This window comes from Streptomyces gobiensis, from assembly GCF_021216675.1.
Taxonomy (GTDB): Bacteria; Actinomycetota; Actinomycetes; order Streptomycetales; family Streptomycetaceae; genus Streptomyces; species Streptomyces gobiensis.
The window spans coordinates 384,261-405,148 of sequence record NZ_CP086120.1; the positions used below are offsets into that span (position 1 = coordinate 384,261).

At 69.6% G+C, this 20,888-nt stretch carries 22 protein-coding genes and 1 pseudogene; 3 read left to right on the plus strand and 20 right to left on the minus strand.

What is annotated here, in order from left to right; translation table 11 throughout:
* Window positions 1–41: 41 nt before the first annotated feature.
* Entirely contained in the window at window positions 42–257 is a 216-nt protein-coding gene (locus tag test1122_RS01860) for a proteinase inhibitor I78 (protein ID WP_232267395.1), read from the minus strand.
* Window positions 258–628: 371 nt separating this feature from the next.
* Between test1122_RS01860 and ctaD the strand changes: the two genes are divergently transcribed.
* The gene (gene ctaD / locus test1122_RS01865; protein ID WP_232267396.1) at window positions 629–2,332 is read left to right on the plus strand and encodes an aa3-type cytochrome oxidase subunit I; all 1,704 of its coding nucleotides are present in this window, start codon (window positions 629–631) and stop codon (window positions 2,330–2,332) included.
* A gap of 98 nt (window positions 2,333–2,430) precedes the next feature.
* Here ctaD and test1122_RS26750 read toward each other — a convergent pair.
* The 4 genes and pseudogenes from test1122_RS26750 to test1122_RS01885 form a co-directional block, all read right to left on the minus strand.
* Window positions 2,431–2,631: pseudogene (locus test1122_RS26750) on the minus strand (helix-turn-helix transcriptional regulator); the annotation flags it as partial.
* Between the two features lie 95 nt (window positions 2,632–2,726).
* Window positions 2,727–2,897, minus strand: a complete 171-nt coding sequence (locus test1122_RS01875) for a DUF5670 family protein (protein ID WP_232267397.1) — start codon at window positions 2,895–2,897, stop codon at window positions 2,727–2,729.
* Between the two features lie 45 nt (window positions 2,898–2,942).
* Entirely contained in the window at window positions 2,943–3,569 is a 627-nt protein-coding gene (locus tag test1122_RS01880; protein ID WP_232267398.1) for a LysM peptidoglycan-binding domain-containing protein, read from the minus strand.
* A gap of 118 nt (window positions 3,570–3,687) precedes the next feature.
* Window positions 3,688–4,338, minus strand: a complete 651-nt coding sequence (locus tag test1122_RS01885; RefSeq protein WP_232267399.1) for a LysM peptidoglycan-binding domain-containing protein — start codon at window positions 4,336–4,338, stop codon at window positions 3,688–3,690.
* Between the two features lie 476 nt (window positions 4,339–4,814).
* Here test1122_RS01885 and test1122_RS01890 point away from each other — a divergent pair, with 476 nt between their 5' ends.
* Both test1122_RS01890 and test1122_RS01895 read left to right on the plus strand, forming a co-directional pair.
* Window positions 4,815–5,624: a hypothetical protein gene (locus tag test1122_RS01890; protein WP_232267400.1), complete on the plus strand. Its 810-nt coding sequence runs from the start codon at window positions 4,815–4,817 to the stop codon at window positions 5,622–5,624.
* Window positions 5,625–5,676: 52 nt separating this feature from the next.
* The gene (locus test1122_RS01895; protein WP_232267401.1) at window positions 5,677–6,000 is read left to right on the plus strand and encodes a hypothetical protein; all 324 of its coding nucleotides are present in this window, start codon (window positions 5,677–5,679) and stop codon (window positions 5,998–6,000) included.
* A gap of 32 nt (window positions 6,001–6,032) precedes the next feature.
* Here the strand turns inward: test1122_RS01895 and test1122_RS01900 are convergent, their stop codons facing one another.
* The 15 genes from test1122_RS01900 to test1122_RS01970 form a co-directional block, all read right to left on the minus strand.
* A complete protein-coding gene (locus test1122_RS01900; protein WP_232267402.1) occupies window positions 6,033–6,179 on the minus strand; it encodes a hypothetical protein in 147 nt (48 codons plus the stop codon).
* A 6-nt stretch (window positions 6,180–6,185) separates the two neighbouring features.
* Entirely contained in the window at window positions 6,186–7,652 is a 1,467-nt protein-coding gene (gene der / locus test1122_RS01905) for a ribosome biogenesis GTPase Der (RefSeq protein ID WP_232267403.1), read from the minus strand.
* 41 nt (window positions 7,653–7,693) lie between these two features.
* Window positions 7,694–8,281: a lysophospholipid acyltransferase family protein gene (locus tag test1122_RS01910; RefSeq protein ID WP_232271711.1), complete on the minus strand. Its 588-nt coding sequence runs from the start codon at window positions 8,279–8,281 to the stop codon at window positions 7,694–7,696.
* 71 nt (window positions 8,282–8,352) lie between these two features.
* A complete protein-coding gene (cmk, locus tag test1122_RS01915) occupies window positions 8,353–9,045 on the minus strand; it encodes a (d)CMP kinase (protein ID WP_232267404.1) in 693 nt (230 codons plus the stop codon).
* 119 nt (window positions 9,046–9,164) lie between these two features.
* Window positions 9,165–10,250, minus strand: coding sequence for a prephenate dehydrogenase (locus tag test1122_RS01920; protein ID WP_232267405.1), 1,086 nt, complete (start codon window positions 10,248–10,250; stop codon window positions 9,165–9,167).
* Entirely contained in the window at window positions 10,250–10,612 is a 363-nt protein-coding gene (gene aroH, locus test1122_RS01925) for a chorismate mutase (protein ID WP_232267406.1), read from the minus strand. The genes test1122_RS01920 and aroH overlap by 1 nt, the downstream gene beginning before the upstream one ends.
* Window positions 10,613–10,689: 77 nt before the next feature.
* Window positions 10,690–11,136 (minus strand): YidB family protein, encoded by a 447-nt coding sequence (locus test1122_RS01930; RefSeq protein WP_232267407.1) that lies wholly within the window; start codon window positions 11,134–11,136, stop codon window positions 10,690–10,692.
* A gap of 129 nt (window positions 11,137–11,265) precedes the next feature.
* Window positions 11,266–12,288 carry a pseudouridine synthase gene (locus test1122_RS01935; protein WP_232267408.1) on the minus strand — a complete coding sequence of 341 codons (1,023 nt, stop codon included), beginning with the start codon at window positions 12,286–12,288 and terminating at the stop codon, window positions 11,266–11,268.
* A 13-nt stretch (window positions 12,289–12,301) separates the two neighbouring features.
* The gene (gene scpB, locus test1122_RS01940; protein ID WP_232267409.1) at window positions 12,302–12,955 is read right to left on the minus strand and encodes an SMC-Scp complex subunit ScpB; all 654 of its coding nucleotides are present in this window, start codon (window positions 12,953–12,955) and stop codon (window positions 12,302–12,304) included.
* Complete coding sequence (locus tag test1122_RS01945) at window positions 12,952–14,079, minus strand: segregation/condensation protein A (RefSeq protein WP_232267410.1); 1,128 nt, start codon at window positions 14,077–14,079, stop codon at window positions 12,952–12,954. Before test1122_RS01945 ends, scpB begins: the two co-directional genes overlap by 4 nt.
* Before the next feature lie 167 nt (window positions 14,080–14,246).
* Entirely contained in the window at window positions 14,247–14,879 is a 633-nt protein-coding gene (locus tag test1122_RS01950; RefSeq protein ID WP_232267411.1) for a hypothetical protein, read from the minus strand.
* Window positions 14,876–16,057, minus strand: a complete 1,182-nt coding sequence (locus tag test1122_RS01955) for a ParA family protein (protein WP_232267412.1) — start codon at window positions 16,055–16,057, stop codon at window positions 14,876–14,878. Before test1122_RS01955 ends, test1122_RS01950 begins: the two co-directional genes overlap by 4 nt.
* Before the next feature lie 342 nt (window positions 16,058–16,399).
* A complete protein-coding gene (gene ald / locus test1122_RS01960) occupies window positions 16,400–17,515 on the minus strand; it encodes an alanine dehydrogenase (protein ID WP_232271712.1) in 1,116 nt (371 codons plus the stop codon).
* Window positions 17,516–17,716: 201 nt separating this feature from the next.
* Window positions 17,717–19,741, minus strand: a complete 2,025-nt coding sequence (locus test1122_RS01965) for a tetratricopeptide repeat protein (protein WP_232267413.1) — start codon at window positions 19,739–19,741, stop codon at window positions 17,717–17,719.
* A 514-nt stretch (window positions 19,742–20,255) separates the two neighbouring features.
* The gene (locus tag test1122_RS01970) at window positions 20,256–20,885 is read right to left on the minus strand and encodes an NUDIX domain-containing protein (RefSeq protein ID WP_232267414.1); all 630 of its coding nucleotides are present in this window, start codon (window positions 20,883–20,885) and stop codon (window positions 20,256–20,258) included.
* Window positions 20,886–20,888 lie beyond the last annotated feature (3 nt).

Consider the following 20,888-nt stretch of genomic DNA (forward strand, 5'->3'; position numbering starts at 1 on the left):
GGCCCCACCGCTCCACACGGAACGGCGGGGCCAGCGTCATGTCAGCCCTTCCAGCAGCGGATGACCACACCGTCCTTGACCGTGAAGTTCAGCCGTCCCTCCAGATACTCCATGGTGATAATCGCGTCCGGTTCGAGCGCCCGCACGGTGGTCCAGCCGCGGCTGCGCGCCAAGTCCTCGGCGGCTTCCAGGGGAAGCCCCACATAGGCCTCGGGGTCGTCGTTCAGTGACGGAGAGTCTGCAGGTTCCTGTGCCATGCCAGCCACCGTACGGTCTTGGTTCAGCACCCGAAAGTACCGGCCAGATCTTCATGTCGTCACGCTTGTGTCACAGCGTCCCGGCTCGGTTTCGGCTCCCTTTCGCGCGGTGCGGTGTCACTCGTACGTGCCCTCTGCGCCCGTCGCCATTCGCCCGCCGGACGACCTGAATTCCCCCTTGGAAAAGCCGTGTTCAGCATGGCCGGACCCCTCAGGCAGCTTTAATGACTGAACTCAACTGACTTCCCGGGAATCTGCTCCATGGGTTTCGTCAATTCTGCCCGAATGAGGCCGTGTCGCACCCTCGCGAACGACGGGTACGACCGTCATCATGGCGGGAGCCCGTACGCAGGCGACGCGAGGGGGCACGGATGGCAACGGACACAGCCGAGGCGACAGCCCAGGCTGAACCGGGGCGTACGCCCGGCCGGGTGGCGGCGGACTGGCTCAGCACCACCGATCACAAGAAGATCGGGCACCTCTATCTGGTGACGTCGTTCGGCTTCTTCCTGTTCGGCGGGGTGCTCGCGCTGGCGATGCGCGCCGAGCTGGCCCGCCCCGGGCTGCAGCTGATGTCGAACGAGCAGTTCAACCAGGCGTTCACCCTGCATGGCACGATCATGCTGCTGCTCTTCGCGACACCCACCTTCGCCGGATTCGCCAATGTCATCATGCCGTTGCAGATCGGCTCGCCCGATGTCGCCTTCCCCCGGCTCAATATGCTGTCGTACTGGCTCTTCCTGTTCGGCGGCCTGATGGTCGTCGGCGCTCTGCTGACACCGGACGGTGGAGCGAGCTTCGGCTGGTTCGCCTACGCCCCGCTCAACAGCATGGAGCGCTCACCCAGCATCGGCCACGATCTGTGGATCATGGGGCTGGCGCTCGCCGGCTTCGGCACCATCCTCGGTGCGGTCAACTTCCTCACCACCATCATCTGTATGCGTGCACCCGGGATGACGATGTTCCGGATGCCGCTCTTCACCTGGAACACCCTGTTCACCTCGATCCTGATCCTCATGGCCTTCCCGGTGCTGGCGGCGGCGCTGCTGGTGCTGGAGTCGGACCGGCGGTTCGGCTCAGTGATCTTCCAGCCGGAGAACGGCGGTGCGCTGCTGTGGCAGCACCTGTTCTGGTTCTTCGGGCATCCGGAGGTCTACATCATCGCCCTGCCGTTCTTCGGCATCATCACCGAGATCATCCCGGTCTTCTCCCGGAAGCCGATCTTCGGCTATCTCACGCTGGTCGCCGCGACCATGGCGATCACCGGGCTCTCGATGGTGGTGTGGGCGCACCATATGTTCGCCACCGGAGGGGTGCTGCTCCCCTTCTTCTCGCTGCTGACCTTCCTGATCGCGGTGCCGACCGGGGTGAAGTTCTTCAACTGGATCGGCACGATGCTGCACGGGTCGCTCTCCTTCGAGACGCCGATGCTGTGGTCGATCGGCTTCCTGGTGAGCTTCCTGTTCGGCGGCCTGACCGGGGTATTGCTGGCCTCGCCGCCGCTGGACTTCCATGTAACGGATACGTACTTCGTCGTCGGCCACTTCCACTATGTCGTCTTCGGCACCGTGGTCTTCGCGATGTTTGCGGGCTTCTACTTCTGGTGGCCCAAGATGACCGGGAAGCTGCTGGACGAGCGGCTGGGGAAGATCCACTTCTGGACGCTGTTCGTGGGGTTCCACCTCACCTTCCTGGTGCACCACTGGCTGGGCGCCGAGGGCATGCCGCGCCGCTACGCCGACTATCTGGCGGCCGACGGCTTCACCGCGCTCAACACCGCTTCGACGATCGGCTCGTTCCTGCTGGGCCTGTCGACGCTGCCGTTCCTCTACAACGTCTGGAAGACGGCGAAGTACGGCACCAGGGTGCGGGTTGACGACCCCTGGGGGTTCGGCCGCTCACTGGAGTGGGCGACGTCCTCACCGCCACCCCGGCACAACTTCACCACTCTCCCCAGGATCCGCTCCGAGTCCCCTGCCTTTGACCTGAAGCACCCTGAGCTGGCGCCCAGGCAGACCGAGCTCATCCCGCCACCTCCGGCACCGCACGAGACAGGCGGTCCCGCACAGCCGTGACGCCGCAGCCGGCGAGTTCGGCCGGCTCACGGACCTCGGAGTCGACACCGAGCAGCAGAATGTGCACCATCATCGCCTCCAGCGAGTAGGCGCCCCCGGCCCGTGGGCGGCTTGAGGGTGATGGGGTCAGCGCGGAACGTACGCCAGTCTCCGCGGCCGACGTCCCAGGCGACCAGATACCAGTGCCGGAGGGTGCTCACCAGCCAGTGATGCGGCTCGACCGTACGCCGGGAGGCCGCGTGCGACTGATACTCGAACCGGAGCTGCTGGTGGTCGCGGCAGGCCTGGGCCAGCTCGGTGTCCCGGCACACCGTGCGCGGGGTGACACCGAGCCGTCTCCTGCCAGCCGTCGCGGACAGCTACGGTCCGCCGGTCAAACCGGGGGCAAGGCCGTTCACCACCGGTACCAGCGGGCCCTCCCTCCGGCGGGTCCGGCCGACCGGAACACAAAGCCGAGCAGCCAGACGACAAGAACCACGGCCGCGATCCACCAGAGCACGTCCACGGCGAAGCCCGCGCCGAAGAGCACCAGCACGAGCAGCAGTACCAACAGGATGGGAACCATCGTTTGTCACACCTCCGTAAACACGGGTGTCCCGGCGGTACCCGGCTACACGCGGGCCGGGCTGATTTTCTCCAGCCGCAACGAGACCGCGGTCTCGGCTCGCTCAGCGGGGGCGGGTGCGGCGCCCGGGATGACCAGCATGGCCCCTACGCTGATCCGGCCCGGGTCGGTGCCGATGCTGTCCTTGTTCGCCCGGTAGAGCTGCGGCCAGCCGCCGGACATCCGGTGCTTGCGGGCGATGGCCGCCAGGGTGTCCCCCTTGCGGACGATATGGATGCGGTGGCTGGCCTGCGCGGGGGTGGTCAGTCCGTACCGCAGTGAACACTTCGGCCAGGCGGCCCAGCCCTGGGTGGCGAGCACGCGTTCGGCGACGGCGATCTGCTCCACACGGGCAGCGAGATCCGCGCGCCTGGCGTAGCGCAGCCCGCCGTGCTCCTCCCAGGTGGGCTGCCCGAACTGGAGTCCGCCGTAGTGACCGTTGCCGGTGTTGGCGTCCCAGCGGCCGTTGCTTTCGCACTCGGCGACGCACTCCCACGGCCAGTCCGGCCGGTCCTTGCCGACGCACTCTTCCGGACCGCTGTGGACCTGGGCGCGCGCCACCTGAGCGAGCGAAAGCACGGGCAGTAGCGCTGCGGCGAGGGAGATAAGTCCGATCTTGATACGAGAGCACATCAGCGGCACCGGCACAGGTTAGACACGGTCGGATGTGCGGTCCGGCCAGCCGCGCACGACAGAGCGCGGGCCCCACCCGATCGGCAGACCGGGTGGGGCCCCGGCTGTACGGGGCAGCTCAGATCTTGAGCCGCTGTCCGGGCAGGATGAGATCGGGGTCGTCCCCGATGACCGCCTTGTTGGCGGCGTAGACGGTGCGCCAGTCAGTGCCGTGGGCGGCGGCGAGGACACTCAGGGTGTCGCCGGGCTTCACGGTGTAGTTGGCGCGCGGATGCCCACGGTCGGCGCGGGCCTCCGGACGGGCGGGTGCCTGGGACCCTTTCTTGCCCGCCGCGGGCGGCGCCGCCGATGGCTCGGGATTGGGCTTGGACGTGGGCTTGGGCTTGGCCGATGGCTGCTGGGCCGCCGGGGTCTTGCCGTACAGGCCGACCCGGGCCGCACAGGTGGGCCATGCGCCCCAGCCCTGTCCGGCCTGCACCTTGTTGGCGATCTCGATCTGCTGAGCGCGGCTCGCCTTGTCGGCGGTGTGCGCGTAGACGGTACCGCCGTAGGCCTGCCAGGTGCTGGCGGAGAACTGGAGTCCGCCGTAGTAGCCGTTTCCGGTGTTGATCTGCCAGTTCCCACCGCTCTCGCATTGGGCGATGCGGTCCCACACTCCGCCGTCCGCCGCCTCGGCCGTACCGGTGGCGACGGTGAGCAGTGCCAGCGGGGCGATGACGGTCATCGAGACCGCCCCGGCGCGCGCTGCCTTTTCACGACGTATGGACATGTAATCCCTCTCCACAAACCCGGGATCCCCCAGGCGGTGTGGTCGCCCGGCGTGTCTGACGCCTGCGGTCCACACGGCCCGTCCGCCGAGAAGTGGTGCTGTGGTGCGTTCGGTGGACTGTCCCGGGCGGTGCTCGTTGCACACAGCCGCCGAATGTATGGACCACACCGCCCGAAAACAACCAACTCACTCCTTGCCCAGGCCAGTTGCCGTTTACCGCCGGTAACAGCCTATTTTCGGTCGCCTGCTTCAGCCCTTGAAATCAGGCTTTTCCGGATATGTTCCGCGTCCATATGTGGCCCACCTCACCGGGTTAACTTCCGTGCCACCTACACCAATTGACGGTGAGTAATCACTTCCGGCGCACGGATCACCGCATGCATCCGATGATGCGAGACCGCCCGATCGGTTGCGTGACCGCTGACACAGCTTGCCCGTTGTCCATACGAACCAGAACCGAACGCCAGGAGTCTCCTGTGTCCCCCATGCTCGACGTCAGTGAAGACGTACGCGCCGAGATCGGCGAAGAAGAGGCCGCCCGGCTGCTCGCCGGCGACACCGCGCCCGGCAGTTACGACTGCACCTCCTGCCGCACACCCGGCGACACCGAACAGGAGCGCACGAGCACCGTGCTCTTCGTCGGCGACGAGACAGCGGTGCTCGCCTTCGCTCATGCCACCTGCGTCCCCTCCCAGATCGTCAAGGTCTCCGAAGAGCAGATCCAGGGCGCCGTACGCACCATCACCGGGGCGTCCCAGGGCGCTGCCAGCGCCGGGGCCACCACCGACGGCAGTGCCCCTGACCCGGCCCCCCAGCAAGCCGTGCTGGGGGTCACCTGCGGCCAGGTGCTGATCGAGGATCAGCTTCGGCCGGCCCTCGTCGTCGAACCCACCGGCCCCATCGCCCGCCCCGGCTCGGACGGCGTCGGCGATGACTTCCTGCCACTCCTCATCGAGCACGGCTTTATGCCCGTCACCGATGTCGCCAAGCTCCCGTCACCGGTGCCGGGTTGGTCGGTGCTGCTCGCCATGGGCCAGCTCCACGCCGTGCTCCAGCCGAACCCGGGCGGCGGCCAGCCGAACGCCTGGTGGCAGGCGCACCAGCCGCTGCCGGTCACGGATGAGTGGCGGACGACCGCGAACAAGACCAGCACCGTCGTGGTGTACGCCGCCCCAGCGGGCTCCATCGGCCAGCAGCCGCGCGAGGACCTGCTCCGGGAGGCACTGGAACGGGCCGCCGAGCGCGGTGTCCTGGTCGCCGCCGCGATGCCGCTGGCGGGCACCTGAGGACGGTTCCCCCACTCGGCCCCGCATCCAGTGGGGCCGTGTGATCGTTGGCATGAACGTGCAGCCATACGAACCTCCCCGCGCCCACAATCCCAGCCTCAACCACGGCCAGATCCCTGGTATGCGTCCCTCCCATCATGGGTCACCGGGTCGCTCGGCCACCCCGATCTACGACTCGCTGTACGCCGAGTACCGTCGCCTCTTCCGTGCGCTGCCGGGCGACCGCTCGGGTGAGGAGGAGCTGAGGTTCGAGGGCTTCGGGACGATTCGCGGCACGGAAATCACCGCGCCTTGGCACGACGAAAGGCGGCAGCGCGGCGGAACACTGCCCGCGCTGCCGCCCGGCACCGGGGCGGGCCGGACTCACGCCACGTGAGTCCGGCCCGCCCCGGCGGGTTACTTCGGGGGTTACTTCTTCTTGCCGCGCTTCTCCCGCACCCGCACCGAGATATGGATCGGCGTCCCAGTGAAATCGAACTCCTCGCGCAGCCGCCGCTCGATGCTGCACCATCCCGGGGGATAACCCCCGGACCCCCAGCCGAAGAAACAAGGCACGAACCCCTACTTCTTCTTGCCGCGCTTCTCCCGCACCCGCACCGAAATATGGATCGGCGTCCCAGTGAAATCGAACTCCTCGCGCAGCCGCCGCTCGATGAAGCGGCGGTAGCCCGCTTCCAGAAAACCTGATGCGAAGAGCACAAAGCGGGGTGGCCGGGTGCCCGCCTGGGTGCCGAAGAGGATGCGGGGCTGCTTACCGCCACGGACCGGGTGCGGGTGAGAGGCGACGAGCTCACCGAGGAAGGCGTTGAGGCGACCGGTCGGCACCCGGGTCTCCCACCCTTCGAGGGCGGTCTCGATCGCCGGGACCAGCTTCTCCATATGGCGACCGGTGCGCGCCGAGACATTGACCCGCGGCGCCCACTGCACCTGCACCAGATCCCGCTCGATCTCGCGCTCCAGATAGAAACGGCGCTCGTCGTCGAGCATGTCCCATTTGTTGTAGGCGATGACCAGTGCCCGTCCGGCGTCCACGGCCATCGAGATGATCCGGGTGTCCTGGACACTGATCGACTCGCTGACATCGACCAAGACGACCGCGACCTCGGCCTTTTCCAGGGCCGCCGCGGTGCGCAGTGAGGCGTAGTAGTCGGCGCCCTCAGTGAGGTGGACACGGCGGCGGATACCGGCCGTGTCGACGAACTTCCAGGTCTTGCCGCCGAGTTCAATCATCTCGTCGACCGGGTCGCGCGTGGTGCCCGCCACCTCGTTGACGACGACGCGCTCCTCACCCGCGACCTTGTTCAGCAGGGACGACTTGCCGACGTTCGGCCGCCCGATCAACGCGATACGGCGTGGCCCGCCGGCGGCCGGGCCAAAGGTCTGCGCCGGGGCCGTTGGCAGCGCCCGCAGTACCTCGTCGAGCATGTCGCCGGTACCCCGGCCGTGCAGCGCGGAGACCGGGTACGGCTCGCCGAGCCCGAGCGACCAGAGCATGGCCGCATCCGCTTCACCGGAGGGGCCGTCCACCTTGTTGGCGCACAGCACCACCGGCTTGCCCGCCCGGCGCAGCAGCTTGACCACGGCCTCATCGGTGTCGGTGGCGCCGACCGTGGCGTCCACGACGAAGACCACCGCGTCCGCCGCCTCAACGGCGAACTCGGCCTGTGCGGCGACAGCGGCATGGATGCCGAGCACATCCTGCTCCCAGCCGCCGGTGTCCACGACCTTGAAGCGGCGCCCCGCCCACTCGGCCTCATAGGTCACCCGGTCCCGGGTCACGCCGGGGCGGTCCTCAACGACCGCCTCACGGCGGCCGAGGATGCGGTTGACGAGGGTCGACTTGCCGACATTGGGGCGGCCGACGACAGCGAGCACGGGCAGCGGGCCATGTCCGGCCTCGTCCAGCGCGCCTTCGATGTCCTCAGGGTCGAAGCCCTCCTGCGCGGCGAGCTCCATGAACTCCGCGTACTCGGCGTCGCCGAGCTCACCGTGCCCGTGCTCGTCGCCTGAGTGGTTCTGGTCGTTCATGAAGTCCTGTCCTTGGGTCTGTACTCAACGTCAAGTGTGGCTCAGCGGCCAGTGAGCCGCCGGGCGTCGGCCAGATGGCCGGTAAGCCGCTCCTGGATGCGCACGGTCGCCTCATCAAGCGCCTTACGGGTGCGACGGCCAGTGCCGTCACCCGCCTCGAAGGGATCACCGAAGACCACGTCGATACGGCTGCGCAGCGGTGGCAGCGCACGGATCACCCGCCCCTGCCGGTCGGCGCTGCCCAGCACCGCCACCGGCACCACGGGGGCCCCGGAGCGCACCGCGAAGTAGGCCAGCCCCGCCCGGAGCGAGGCGAAGTCGCCCTCGCCCCGGGTGCCTTCCGGAAAGATCCCCAGCACTCCGCCGCGCTCCAGCACACCGAGCGCATCGGTGATCGCGGTGCGGTCGACCGTGGACCGGTCCACCTTGAGCTGACCGATCCCGCGCAGGAAGGGATCGAGCGGTCCGACGAAAGCTTCCTTCTTGACCAGGAAATGCACGGGCCGGGGCGCGGTGCCCATCAGCATCGGGCCGTCAATGTTGTGCGAGTGGTTGACCGCCAGGATGACGGGGCCACTCACCGGCACCCGCCAGGCGCCCAGCACTCGCGGCTTCCACAGCCCGTACATCAGACCGATCCCGATCCGCCGGCCGACCACGGCGCCGCGTGCGCTCGGTGTGCGTACGGTATCGCTTACGGTCACTTGCTCCGCTGCTTCTCTTCGATCAGGGTGACGACACACTCGATGACCTGCTCGAGCGTGAGGTCGGTGGTGTCCACCTCAACCGCGTCGTCCGCCTTGGCCAGCGGGGAGGTCTTACGGCTGGAGTCGGCCTGGTCCCGCTTGAGCAGGGCCGCGCGGGTGGCGGTGAGACCGGTGGTGTCCTTGCCGGCCAGCTCACCGTTACGGCGGGCGGCACGGGCCTCCGGCGAAGCGGTGAGGAAGATCTTGAGGTCGGCGTCCGGCAGCACGGTGGTGCCGATGTCCCGGCCCTCGACGACCATGCCGCGCGTCGCGTCGGCGGCGATGCTGCGCTGCAGCTCGGTGATCCGGGCGCGCACCCGCGGTACGGCGCTGACCGCGCTCACCGCGTCAGTGACCTCCTGCGTCCGGATCGGCCCCGAGGCGTCCACACCGTCGACGGTGATGGTGGGGGCGGCGGGATCGGTCCCCGAGACGATGGCGGGCTTACCTGCTGCGGCTGCCACGGCGGCGGCGTCATGCACATCGATGCCATTGGTCAGCATCCACCAGGTGATCGCCCGGTACTGCGCCCCCGTGTCGAGGTAGCTCAGCCCCAGCTTGACGGCCACGGCCTTGGAGGTGCTGGACTTGCCCGTGCCGGAAGGGCCGTCGATGGCGACGACGATGGGTGCCGGGGCAGTTTCCACGGTGACAGGGACCTTTCTCGAACACGGGAGGGTACGACGGGCCGGATCCGGCCTCGCCCAAGGCTACCGGCAAGCGACTGTTCCCCCGTCCCTGCCCTTGGGTCCCCTATGCCCGCCCCTTACTGTCTGATCGCCCAGCCGCGGGCGCGTAGGGCTTCTGCCAGTACCACAGCTGCCTTCGGCTCCACCATGAGCTGCACATGGCCCGCCTGCTGCCCCGTCGCATGCTCGATCCGCACATCCTCGATATTGACGCCCGCCTGGCCCGCGTCCGCGAAGATCCGGGCCAGCTCGCCCGGGCGGTCGCTGATCAGGACCGCGACCGTCTCGTACGCGGTGGGTGCCTGGCCGTGCTTGCCGGGGACGCGGGCGCGGCCGGTGTTGCCGCGGCGCAGGACGTCCTCGATGCCCGCGGCGCCGTCGCCGCGTTTGGCCTCGTCGGCGGATTCCAGGGCACGCAGGGCCCGGACCGTCTCCTCCAGGTCGCCGGCGACCGCGGACAGGACGTCGGCGACGGGGCCGGGATTGGCGGCGAGGATGTCGATCCACATCCGGGGGTCGGAGGCGGCGATCCGGGTGACATCCCGGATGCCCTGGCCACACAGCCGTACCGCCGTCTCGTCAGCGGTCTCCAGACGGGCCGCGACCAGGCTGGAGAGCAGCTGCGGGGTGTGCGAGACAAGGGCGACGGCGCGGTCATGGGCGTCGGCGTCCATCACGACGGGGACAGCGCGGCACAGCGCGACAAGTTCGAGGGCGAGGTTCAGGACCTCGGTGTCGGTCTCCGGGGTCGGGGTGAGCACCCAGGGCCGTCCCTCGAAGAGGTCGGCGGTGGCCGCGAGCGGGCCGGACTGCTCCCGGCCCGCCATCGGGTGCGTACCGAGGTAGCTCGTGAGGTCGCAGCCGAGCGACGACAGCTCCCGGCGCGGTCCGCCCTTGACGCTGCCGACGTCCAGGTAGCCGCGAGCGGCCCCTTGCCGCTGGGCTTCGGCCAGGGAGGCGGAGATATGCGCGGGCGGCACGGCGATGACAGCGAGGTCGACCGGGCCGGCGGCGGGCTCGTCGGTCCCTGCCCCGAGGGCCGCAGCCGTACGCACCTGCTCGGGGTCGTGGTCCCGCAGATGGACCGTCACGCCGCGCGCGGAGAGTGCGAGCGCGATGGAGGTACCGATCAGTCCGGTGCCGATGACGAGGGCGGTGCGCATTACTGGGCGATGTCCTTGCGGAGAGCGGCTGCGGCACCCAGGTAGACATGGGCGATCGCGGCCTTGGAGAGGTCAGTCTCGACATGAGCGAGGATACGGACCACTCGGGGCATCGCGCCCGCGATATCCAGTTCCTGCACGCAGATCAGCGGCACATCGATGATTCCGATCTTGCGCGCGGCGGCGGCCGGGAAGTCGCAGCGCAGATCGGGGGTGGCGGTGAACCACACACTGATCAGGTCATCCGCCGCGAGGCCGTTGCGCTCAAGGAGGGCCGTGAGCAGCTCCCCGACCCGCTCATGCATCTCCGTGGTTTCGTCCCGCTCCAGCTGGACGGCGCCCCGCACCGCTCGTACCGCCACTGCCCGCTCCCCTGTTCCGGTGCCCCTGCTCTGTCCTGACCAGCGTAACGACCGCCTGATGAGGCACCGGCCGGGAGTCAGCCCCGGGCGCGCGTCCGCTGCTCGACGACCTCCCGCAGGGAGCCGCCCGAGGGGACCCGGCCGCCGGGGGTGAGCGCGTCGACAGCCGTTGGCAGGCTCTGGGCGAGCTGGTCGGCGGCCTCTTCCGGGGAGACCCCGGCCTGCTGGGCGACCTGCTCAAGCGCGCCCTCGGGCAACGCCTTGGTGACCTGCTCGGCGGAGACCGGCTCATTCTCGTCGCCGGACACCCAGGACCGGGCCTGATCGCCGAGCCCGCCCGCGCTGAGGCACTTCAGCAGGCCCTCCAGGGGGTTGACGCTCCCCCCGCCGCCCTGCGACTCCAGCAGCCCAAGGAGCGCCGCCAGGACGTTTCCGGCCATGTCCGTGTCCGCGCCGCCGGTCCCGCTCTGCTTGCCGAGCAGTCCGCCGAGAAGCCTCTCGAGGCCGGGGTCATCGCCTGCCATGGTGCGCGCCTTTCGTAGCGGCTGTTCCCTCCGTAATTCTCCGGGTCTGTACCCATTACGCCACTCGGCCAGTGGCGCGCGGGCGGCAAGGCGGAGGCCGCCGCCGCGCGGGCCAGGCCTGCCTGGACCCTAGAGACCGACCTCGTTCATCAGCATGCCGACCTCGGTGTTGGTCATCCGGCGCAGCCAGCCCGACTTCTGGTCGCCCAGGGCGATGGGGCCGAAGCGGGTGCGGACGAGCTTGTCGACCGGGAAGCCCGCCTCGGCGAGCATCCGGCGGACAATGTGCTTCCGGCCCTCGTGCAGGGAGACCTCGACCAGATAGTTCTTGCCGGTGTTCTCGACGACCTTGAAGTGGTCGGCGCGGGCGTAGCCGTCGTCGAGCTTGATGCCGTCCTTGAGGCGCTTGCCGAGGTCGCGCGGGATGGGGCCCTGGATGGCGGCGAGGTAGGTCTTACGGACGCCGTAGCGGGGGTGAGTAAGGCGGTGGGCGAGCTCACCGTGGTTGGTGAGCAGGATGAGGCCCTCGGTCTCGGTGTCGAGACGTCCGACATGGAAGAGCCGGGTCTCCCGGTTCTGGACGTAGTCGCCCAGGCACTGGCGGCCCTCGGGGTCCTCCATTGAGGAGACCACTCCGGCTGGCTTGTTGAGGGCGAAGAAGAGGAACGACTGGGTGGCGATGGTCAGCCCGTCGACCTTGATCTCGTCCTTCTCCGGGTCGACCCGCATCCCCTGCTCGATGACGATCTTCCCATTGACCTCGACCCGGGCCTGCTCGATCAGTTCTTCGCAGGCGCGGCGGGAGCCAAGACCCGCACGGGCGAGGACCTTCTGCAGCCGCTCGCCATCCTGCTCGCCGAAGGTTTTGGGCATTTTTGCCTGCGGTTTGTCGTGGCGGGCGCGGTTGCGCTCCTCGATCTGCGCGTCGTACTCCCGGGGGCGGGCCGGTGCGGTCCGCTTACGGCCGGCCTTGCCGCCCCCCTTGGGTCCGGGGCCGCCCTTGGCCCCGCCCGTGCCGTGGCGGCGCTCCTCGGGGCGGGGGCGGCCGGAGCCCTTCTGCTTGTCGTCGCGGCCTCCCCCAGCCCTGGGCTGGGCGGGGCGCCCGCTCGCGCCCCGGTAGTTCCGGTTGCTGTTCCTGCCGCTGCTTCGCATCAAAGGTTCCGTCTTACGTCTGGGGATCGCCGCTGTCGTCTACATCGAACGACGGCACGCCCTCCTGGCTTTCGCCCTCGACGGCGTCCGCCTCGGGGAGGAAGGGCGCCAGCTCCGGTAGTTCATCCAGGCCGCGCAGGCCCATCCGCTCCAGGAAATAGTGCGTCGTCACATACAGGATCGCACCTGTTTCAGGTTCGGCGCCCGCCTCCTCCACCAGACCGCGCTGCAACAGGGTACGCATCACACCGTCGCAGTTCACTCCGCGTACCGCCGAGACCCGTGAGCGGCTGACGGGCTGCCGGTAGGCGACCACGGCGAGGGTCTCCAGCGCGGCCTGGGTGAGCCGGGCCTGCTGGCCGTCCAGGACGAAGTTCTCGACGGCGTCGGCGTACTCGGGGCGCGTATAGAAACGCCAGCCCCCGGCGATGAGCCGCAGCTCAAAGCCGCGGCGCTGCTGGGCGTACTCATCGGCGAGCTCACGCAGCGCGTCGGCGACGGCGCGCCGGGGGCGCTCCAGGACCTTCGCCAGGTGTTCCTCGGTAGCGGGCTCATCGACGACCATGAGGACCGCTTCCAGGGCTGGCTTGAGCTCCAGCTCGGCGACCGTGCTGGTCCCGGTGGGTGGCTCCTGGGGGCCGGACGGCTGGGCTGTCTCGTCACTCATGAGCTCGTTTCTTCCTCTCGCTCCCGCTGCTGTGGCTCCTGGTCGAACTCATCCGTGACCAGCGGCCGCGCCTCTTCGCCGCCGCTCCAGCGGACGGTGAGCGCACCAAGCGCGTCCTCCTGGTCGAGAACGACCGCGCGCTCACGGTAGAGCTCGAGGAGGGCGAGGAAGCGGGCGACGACGGTGAGGGTGTCGGGGGCGTCCGCGGTCAGCGTCTGGAAGCTGGCCTCACCCAGCTCGCGCAGCCGGGCGATGACCACCTCGGCCTGTTCCCGCACGCTGACCAGTGGGGCGTGAATGTGGTCGACGTAGACCTGTGGCTTCGGCTTGGGCTGCATCGCCTTCACGGCGAGCTTGGCGAATCCCTCGGGGCCGATGCTGATGACGACCTCGGGCAGCAGCTCGGCGTGGTGTGGTTCGAGACCGACCGTACGGGGGTGGCGGCGGGCCTCGGCCACCAGCCGGTCGGCGAAGATATCGGCGATCTGCCGGTACGCGCGGTACTGCAACAGCCGGGCGAAGAGCAGGTCGCGGGCCTCCAGCAGGGCGAGATCGGCCTCGTCCTCGACCTCGGCGGCGGGCAGCAGCCGGGCGGCCTTGAGGTCGAGCAGGGTCGCGGCGACGACGAGGAACTCGGTGGTCTGGTCGAGATCCCAGTCCGGGCCCATGGCGTGGATGTGTGCCATGAACTCATCGGTGACCTTGGAGAGGGCGACCTCCGTGACATCCAGCTTGTGCTTGGAGATCAGTTGGAGGAGCAGATCGAAGGGCCCCTCGAAGTTGTCGAGGACAACCTTGAACCGGCCGTCGTCAGGCTCCACCCCGGCTTCGCGATCCACCACCGCAGCCGGTCCGGCCTCCGGACCGGACTCCGGTCCGGACCCCGACCCGGATTCCGTTCCGGTCTCAGGCCCGGACTCAGGCTCCGGGGCGGGCTTCCGCTGCGGCTCAGTCTGCGGGGCGGGGGCGGGGGCGGGAGCCGCGTGCGATTCCGGCTCCGGCTGCTCCTGGGGCTCCCGTACGGTCTCCGGTCCGGCCGCCTCCGCAGGCGCGGCCCCCGGCCCCCGGCCGAGGGCACGGCGGGGTGCTCGGCGGGCGGGCACAGAGTCGTCGGAAGCGGTCATCGCGGGGCAGACTACCGCCCAGCCATCCCGTGACACTCACGGCACAAGGCCGCCCCGGACAGCAACCATCAATTGCGCAACCCTTCCCCGAGCAACCAGGTCTGCGAGTGGGGGCACCTCCCAGCGTTAGCTGGGGGAGGCGCCGGTTCAGGCGCGAAAACCCCCGCTTACCGTCCGCGCAGGCGGCGGACGAGGATGCTCGCGTCGCCACGTGACTCAAGGTCGGCGAGTACCACGGCCACCGCTTCCCGGACGATACGGCCGCGGTCGACGGCGAGCCCATGTTCACCACGGAGCACAAGCCGGGCGTGTTCGAGGTCCATCAGCTCCTCGGCGGAGACATAGACCGTGATCTTCTCATCATGGCGCTCCCGCCCGCTGGGGCGGCGCGGCGCGGACCGTCCGCGGCGCTGTGCGCCTCCCCCGGCCGCCTGGCGGCCGCTCTTCGCCGGAGCTGGCTGCTGGCCCGTCCTGGCGCCGCGGGGCTGGCCCGTGCCCTGTTGTCCCGGCACCGGACCCTTGGCGGAGCCTGTGGCGCGCGGCTGCGGGGCCTCTCGGCCGCTGTGCTCGTCCGCGGCGGCCGGACTTCCCGGCTGCGCGGGCGCACCCCCGACCTCACCACCGCCGGACTCCTCCGCCACGGTGTGCTCGGCGGCGGCGGACTCCCCGGTCGGGGCAGGCACCCGGGCACCGGACGCTCCGCCGGAGACCTCACCGTTGGCCTGCTGCTGAGGGGAGGAGGACTGCACCGCGGACCCCCCGGTCGTGCGGAACAGTTCGTCGGCTGCCGGGAGACTCACTCGGCGTGGCACCGGGCGAGCACCTCCCTGGCAAGCTGGCGATAGGCGGCGGCGCCCACGGAGTTGGAGGCGTATGTGGTGATCGGCTCACCGGCGACCGTGGTCTCCGGGAAGCGGACCGTACGCCCGATCACCGTGTGGTAGACGTTGTCGTCGAACGCCTCGACCACCCGGGCCAGCACTTCTCGGCTGTGCACGGTACGCGAGTCGTACATCGTGGCCAGGATCCCATCGAGCTCCAGCTCCGGGTTGAGCCGTTCCTGTACCTTCTCGATGGTCTCGGTCAGCAGCGCCACCCCGCGCAGTGCGAAGAACTCACACTCCAGCGGCACGATCACCTTGTGCGCGGCGGTCAGCGCGTTGACCGTCAGCAGGCCCAGCGAGGGCTGGCAGTCGATGACAATGAAGTCGTAGTCGGCCAGCAGCGGCTGCAACGCGCGCTGCAGTGTCGACTCTCTGGCGACTTCGCTGACCAACTGCACTTCCGCGGCTGACAAATCGATATTGCTGGGCAGCAGGTCCATCCCCGCGACCGCCGTCTTCAGCAACACCTCGTCGGGCGCCATACCCCGCTCCATGAGCAGGTTGTAGACGGTCAGATCGAGCTCCATCGGGTTGACGCCGAGACCGACCGAGAGCGCGCCCTGCGGATCGAAGTCGACGAGCAGCACCCGGCGGCCGTATTCGGCGAGCGCGGCGCCCAGGTTGATGGTCGAGGTGGTCTTGCCGACCCCGCCCTTCTGGTTGCACATCGCGATGATCTTCGCCGGGCCGTGCTCGGTGACGGGTCCGGGGATCGGAAAGTACGGCAGCGGGCGGCCCGTTGGCCCGATGCGCTCACGGCGCTGGCGGGCCGCGTCAGGCGCGAGCGTGGCCGCGTACTCGGGATCCGGCTCGTACTCCGCGTCGGGGTCGTAGAAGTGACCCTGGGGGAGGTCGCCGTAGGGGGCGTCATCGTAGTCGGCGAGACGGTCGGTCTTGCCGCCCGTACGGTCGCCGGCCATGGCGTTCACGTGGTGTCCGTCCATGCTCTGGTGGGCTGTCATGCTTGGTGGATCCTGGTGGGCGGTGAAGGTGTGGACAGCGACGGAGCCGACAGCCTTGAGCCCCGCGGGCCCCTGGCCCAGCGCAGGCGCTCCTGGTTGACCACCCCCGGGAGTAAATGTCGACTCATTCACAAGTCGTCTTACCTCCTTGGTGACCAGGAAATTTCTAGACAGGTCAGCGTGGCACCATGCCGACGGTTGGCGACTCTATGGCGTGTCGGTGGTTCGCAGCAACACAATCCGCCGGACACGGCACGATGTGTCGGCAATCGAACACCCGGCTGTCAAGGGCGCAAGACGCGGGTCCCCGAGGTTTTCGGGGCATGCGAAAGGGTTAATCACCGCCACTCAAGGCGAGTTGACCCAGCATAGAAAAATAGCCGATACGGCACCGGCCGGACCTCGGTCGCCAAGGTCCGGCCGGTGATGTCGCGTTGGTGATGTTGACGTCTGTCCCTGACGTCACACCCCGGGTCAGCCCAGCAGCTTACCCAGCTCGGCATGCTCCAGCCCGTGTGCCTCGGCGACCGGACCGTAAACGACCTCGCCGTCATGAGTGTTGAGGCCCTTGGCCAGCGCCGGATCACGGCGCAGCGCCTCCACCCAGCCGCGGTTGGCCAGCTCGACGATGTACGGCAGCGTGGCGTTGGTCAGCGCGTAGGTCGAGGTGTTGGGCACCGCGCCGGGCATATTGGCCACGCAGTAGAAGACCGAGTCGTGCACCCGGAAGGTGGGCTCGGCATGCGTGGTGGGACGGGAGTCCTCGAAGCAGCCGCCCTGGTCGATCGCGATGTCGACAAGGACACTTCCCGGCTTCATCCGGGAGACGAGCTCATTGGTGACCAGCTTCGGTGCCTTGGCACCGGGGATGAGCACCGCACCGATGACCAGGTCGGCCGCCAGGACCGCCTTCTCCAGCTCGTAGGCGTTGGAGGTGACCGTCTGCACCTTGGTACCGAAGATCTTGTCCGCCTCGCGGAGCTTGTTGACGTCCTTGTCGAGCAGGGTGACATGGAATCCCATGCCGACCGCGATCTGGGTGGCGCTCCAGCCGGAGACACCGCCACCGATGACGACGGCCCTGCCCGCGTGCACACCCGGGACGCCACCCGGCAACACACCGCGTCCGCCGGCCGACCGCATCAGGTGGTACGCGCCGACCTGCGGGGCGATCCGGCCCGCGACCTCGGACATCGGGGCGAGCAGCGGCAGCGCGCGGTTCGCCGTCTCGACGGTCTCGTAGGCGATGGCCGTGGTGCCGGACTCCAGCAGGGCGTCGGTGCACTCGCGGGAGGCGGCGAGGTGGAGATAGGTGAAGAGCGTCTGGTCCTTGCGGAGCCGGTGATACTCCTCGGCGATCGGCTCCTTGACCTTCAAGAGCAGATCGGCGGTGGCCCACACCTCGTCCGCGGTGCCGAGGATCTCGGCTCCGGCGGCGGTGTACTCCTGGTCGGCGATGGAGGAGCCGAGACCGGCGCCCTGCTCCACGTAGACCTGGTGGCCGTTGCGCACGAGCTCGTGCACGCCGGCCGGCGTGATGGCCACGCGGAACTCGTTGTTCTTGACCTCGCGGGGGATACCGACCTTCACGTCGATCACGGTCCTTGATTCTGGGGTGCTGGAGATAGCGGGGCGTATCCGTCTGCGTCGGCATATACCGGCATAGAGGGGAGATACCAGAAGCAGCCGGGATGCCCACGGCTCAGCCAGTCTAATGAAGGATCTCGCCGTGTCCAGCCTTACAAAGAGCCAATCTTTTACTGGATCACTATGGATTTCGTAGGTGAGGCCTCAGAGGGTGTCTTCACTTGGGGACGAATCGGATGTTTTCCTCAGCAGCCGGTCCGCCACCGCACGGTGTGCCCGCGCCCCCGCTGTTTCACCCACCCGTTCACAAGTGTCCGCCAGCCGCAGGCTCAGTGCCGCCTGCAGCCGGTCGTCCCCGGCCTTGCGGGCCACATACAGGGCGTCGTAGCAGGTGCGCAGGGACTCCCGCGGGCGTCCCGCGTACTCCTGCACCCGCGCCACCTCGCTCAGCGCCCGGGCGAAGGCTTGCGGATTCCGTTGCCGCCGGTACACCGCGGCGGCCGCGCGCCAGGCGTGCAGTGCCTCGCCCCACTGCCCGGCATAGACCTGCACAGCGCCGATCCGGCTGTGCAGCCGGGCGGCGCCGTCGAGGTCGCCCTGGGTCTGGCACAGCGCGAGCGCCCGCCCGTACCAGTCGGCGGCGCGCGACCAGTCCGCCAGCTCGGCATAGGTGCCGCCCAGGGCGTCCATGGCCCGTACGGCGGCCTCCGTATCGCCGCCGCCCCGGACACCGCCATCCGCCCGAGCGGCCTCCAGAGCGGCACGATAGCGGGCCAGCGCCTCGGTCAGCCGTCCGGACCAGGCGTCCAGATCGCCGAGGTTGAGCAGGGCGGCGGCCCGCTCACGGTGCAGCTCACGGCGCTCGGCCACCCCGAGGACCAGCTCATGCAGCCGGTACTGCTCAGGGGCGACCTGCTCGGGTGTGCGGTGCGCGTTCAGCGCACGGGCCAGGGCGGCGATAAACCGCCGGGCGAGGTTGTCGAGCTCGCCTCCCCCGACTGCGAGCCGGGCGGCCGCGAGCAACGCGGGCAGCCGGGAGTCCAGCCAGGCCGCGGCCGCCGCGGGCGTGCCGAAGCGCATCGAACGCGGCTGACCGGCCAGCTCCCGGCGGGGCTCGGAGCCCTCCGGCTCGGTGATGGCCCAGCAGGAGTGCAGCTGCCGTACGGCCCGCTCCAGCATCCGGGCCCGGGCCAGCAGCACATCGGCCGGGCGCTCTCCAGCGGCCAGCAGTTCGCGCAACAGCGGATCCAGACAGCCGGGCACCCGGTAGGACTGGGCATCGCCGGGGTGCAGCAGACCGAAGCGGGCGAAGTCGTCGAGGGCGCTCTGGGCGTCGGACACCGAGCAGCCCGCGAGGGCGGAGGCGAGATGCGCGTCGACAAACCCGTCCGGGGCGAGAGGGAGCAGCCGGAGCAGCCGGGCGGCAGACGACGGCAGCACCTCATGGAGCAGCCGGAAGGCCCGGTGGAGCGGCCGGGGCTCATCAGACACCTCCGCGAGCCGCCGCGCCGCGTCCAGGACGGAAGCCTGCGGGTTCGCGGTGAGCCAGCCGCCCAGCAGGGTCAGCGCGGCGGGCAGATGGGCACAGGTCTCGGCCAGCGCCTCGGCGGCGCGGGGATCCACGGTGATACGGATCCCGGTGCCGGCCCGCTGGGCGAGCAGCTCAACGGAGGCCCAGCTGTCCAGGCCACCCAGGGTGCAGGGCCGGACATCCGGTACCCCGGTGAGCGGCCCCTCGGCGGTGGCCAGCACCAGGCAGCTCCGGGACTCCGGCAGCACCTCGACCAGCTGCTCGGCAGCGGCTACCTCGTCCAGGAACAGCAGAGCCCTGCGGCCGCTCAGTGCGGCCCGCAGGGCTTCGGTCAGCTCCTCCGCGGCCGCCCCCGGCGGTGCGGGCACCGCGGCCGCGTCCAGCAGATCCCGGGCGACGCGCTCCACGGGCACGACGCCACCGCCTGGATCGGTGAGCCGGACGCGCAGGATCCCATCGGGGTAGTCCTCGGCCACCTGCCGGATGAACTCCTCCGCGAGCGCGGTCCGGCCGGAACCCGGCTGCCCCGCGATCAGCAGCACCCGGCTGCGGTTGGCCGGTTTACCGGAGAGCGTGTCGAGCCCTGCGCGCTCGAGATCGGCCCGCATCTGGGCCAGCTCGCGCTCCCGGCCGACAAATCCCGCTGCTGCCCCCGCAGCCTCCGTGGGGGCGTTGCTGTGCACCACCTGATCCGTCACGGGCTGAGCGTAGTTCAGTGACCAGGCCATCACGCGATACGACAGGCGGCCGATCACCGCATCGGATCATCCCCGCGGTGCGGCTCCGCCGCGCGGCGGGGCTCCCCCCGGCTCCCGGGTGCCGCGGGTGGGTTTCCCCAATTCCCGCCCCTTCCCGTAACCGGGGCTTCGCCCCGGGCCCCCCGGGGTTGACCGAGTGCGGGCCGGTGGGCGGTGTTGTGCCCACCAAGCGTCGCGAGCCCCGTTGCGGGGCGGGCCGGAGCGTCGTGGCTGATGTGGGCGGGTGGTTGCGTAGCAGGGTGGACCTACGCCCCTCGCGGGGCTGGGGGCACCTCCCAGCGATAGCTGGGGGAGAGTGCCCACAACACAGGGTGGGGTCTGGGGGGCGGCAGCCCCCAATTTCGGGAAGGGGCCGGGTCAGGGGAACCCCACCGCCGACAACGGCGGCCGAAGCCCTCGGGGCGCCCCAGCGCCGAGAGGCGCGAGGGCGCCGCTGAAAAAGCGGTGGTCGCCGTCAGGAAAAAGGGCGGGCGGGCCATTCCGCGTCGGCTGGGCGCAGGGCGTCCACGCCATCGCCCGCCAGCGCGGCGCTGAGCGCGAGCACACCCACAGCGAGGCAGTTGTTGTGCAGCTCGCCCGCCAGCACGCCATGGACCAGATCCGCGAGGGGTGCCCTCTCCAGCTGCATGACGGCCTCCTCCTCGAAGACCTCGAAGCGTTCCCCCTCCGCCTCGGACAGCTCACGGGCGAGGAAGATCCGTACGGCCTCGTCACAGCCGCCTGGCGTCGTGTAGACGTCGGTGAGGACCCGCCAGTCCTCGGCCTTGACGTGCGCCTCCTCGTACAGCTCGCGCTGTGCGGCGCGCAGCGGGTTCTCACCGGGGACGTCGAGCAGCCCCGCCGGGATCTCCCACAGCTTCTGCCGCACCGGGTGCCGGTACTGGTTGAGCACCAGCACCCGGTCCTGGTCGTCCAGGGCGAGCACGGCGACCGAGCCGGGGTGCACCTGGTAGTCACGCCGGACGATCTTCCCGTCCGGCATGACGACGTCATCCGTACGGACGCTCGTCTTGTTGCCGGTGAAGGGGGTGGCGGTCGCGATGACCTCCCACTCCTCCGGGGTGTCCCAGAGCAGCTCCGCCATCGG

What these genes read in the sequence shown, in the direction of transcription:
- test1122_RS01895 (WP_232267401.1), top strand. Translation starts at nt 5,677, where the DNA reads ATGAACGTGCAGCCATACGAACCTCCCCGCGCCCACAATCCCAGCCTC.
- test1122_RS01920 (WP_232267405.1), bottom strand. Translation starts at nt 10,250, where the DNA reads ATGCGCACCGCCCTCGTCATCGGCACCGGACTGATCGGTACCTCCATC.
- ctaD (WP_232267396.1), top strand. Translation starts at nt 629, where the DNA reads ATGGCAACGGACACAGCCGAGGCGACAGCCCAGGCTGAACCGGGGCGT.
- test1122_RS01970 (WP_232267414.1), bottom strand. Translation starts at nt 20,885, where the DNA reads ATGGCGGAGCTGCTCTGGGACACCCCGGAGGAGTGGGAGGTCATCGCG.
- test1122_RS01930 (WP_232267407.1), bottom strand. Translation starts at nt 11,136, where the DNA reads ATGGCAGGCGATGACCCCGGCCTCGAGAGGCTTCTCGGCGGACTGCTC.
- test1122_RS01945 (WP_232267410.1), bottom strand. Translation starts at nt 14,079, where the DNA reads ATGACCGCTTCCGACGACTCTGTGCCCGCCCGCCGAGCACCCCGCCGT.
- scpB (WP_232267409.1), bottom strand. Translation starts at nt 12,955, where the DNA reads ATGAGTGACGAGACAGCCCAGCCGTCCGGCCCCCAGGAGCCACCCACC.
- test1122_RS01910 (WP_232271711.1), bottom strand. Translation starts at nt 8,281, where the DNA reads ATGTACGGGCTGTGGAAGCCGCGAGTGCTGGGCGCCTGGCGGGTGCCG.
- der (WP_232267403.1), bottom strand. Translation starts at nt 7,652, where the DNA reads ATGAACGACCAGAACCACTCAGGCGACGAGCACGGGCACGGTGAGCTC.
- test1122_RS01885 (WP_232267399.1), bottom strand. Translation starts at nt 4,338, where the DNA reads ATGTCCATACGTCGTGAAAAGGCAGCGCGCGCCGGGGCGGTCTCGATG.
- test1122_RS01880 (WP_232267398.1), bottom strand. Translation starts at nt 3,569, where the DNA reads ATGTGCTCTCGTATCAAGATCGGACTTATCTCCCTCGCCGCAGCGCTA.
- test1122_RS01875 (WP_232267397.1), bottom strand. Translation starts at nt 2,897, where the DNA reads ATGGTTCCCATCCTGTTGGTACTGCTGCTCGTGCTGGTGCTCTTCGGC.
- test1122_RS01860 (WP_232267395.1), bottom strand. Translation starts at nt 257, where the DNA reads ATGGCACAGGAACCTGCAGACTCTCCGTCACTGAACGACGACCCCGAG.
- test1122_RS01935 (WP_232267408.1), bottom strand. Translation starts at nt 12,288, where the DNA reads ATGCGAAGCAGCGGCAGGAACAGCAACCGGAACTACCGGGGCGCGAGC.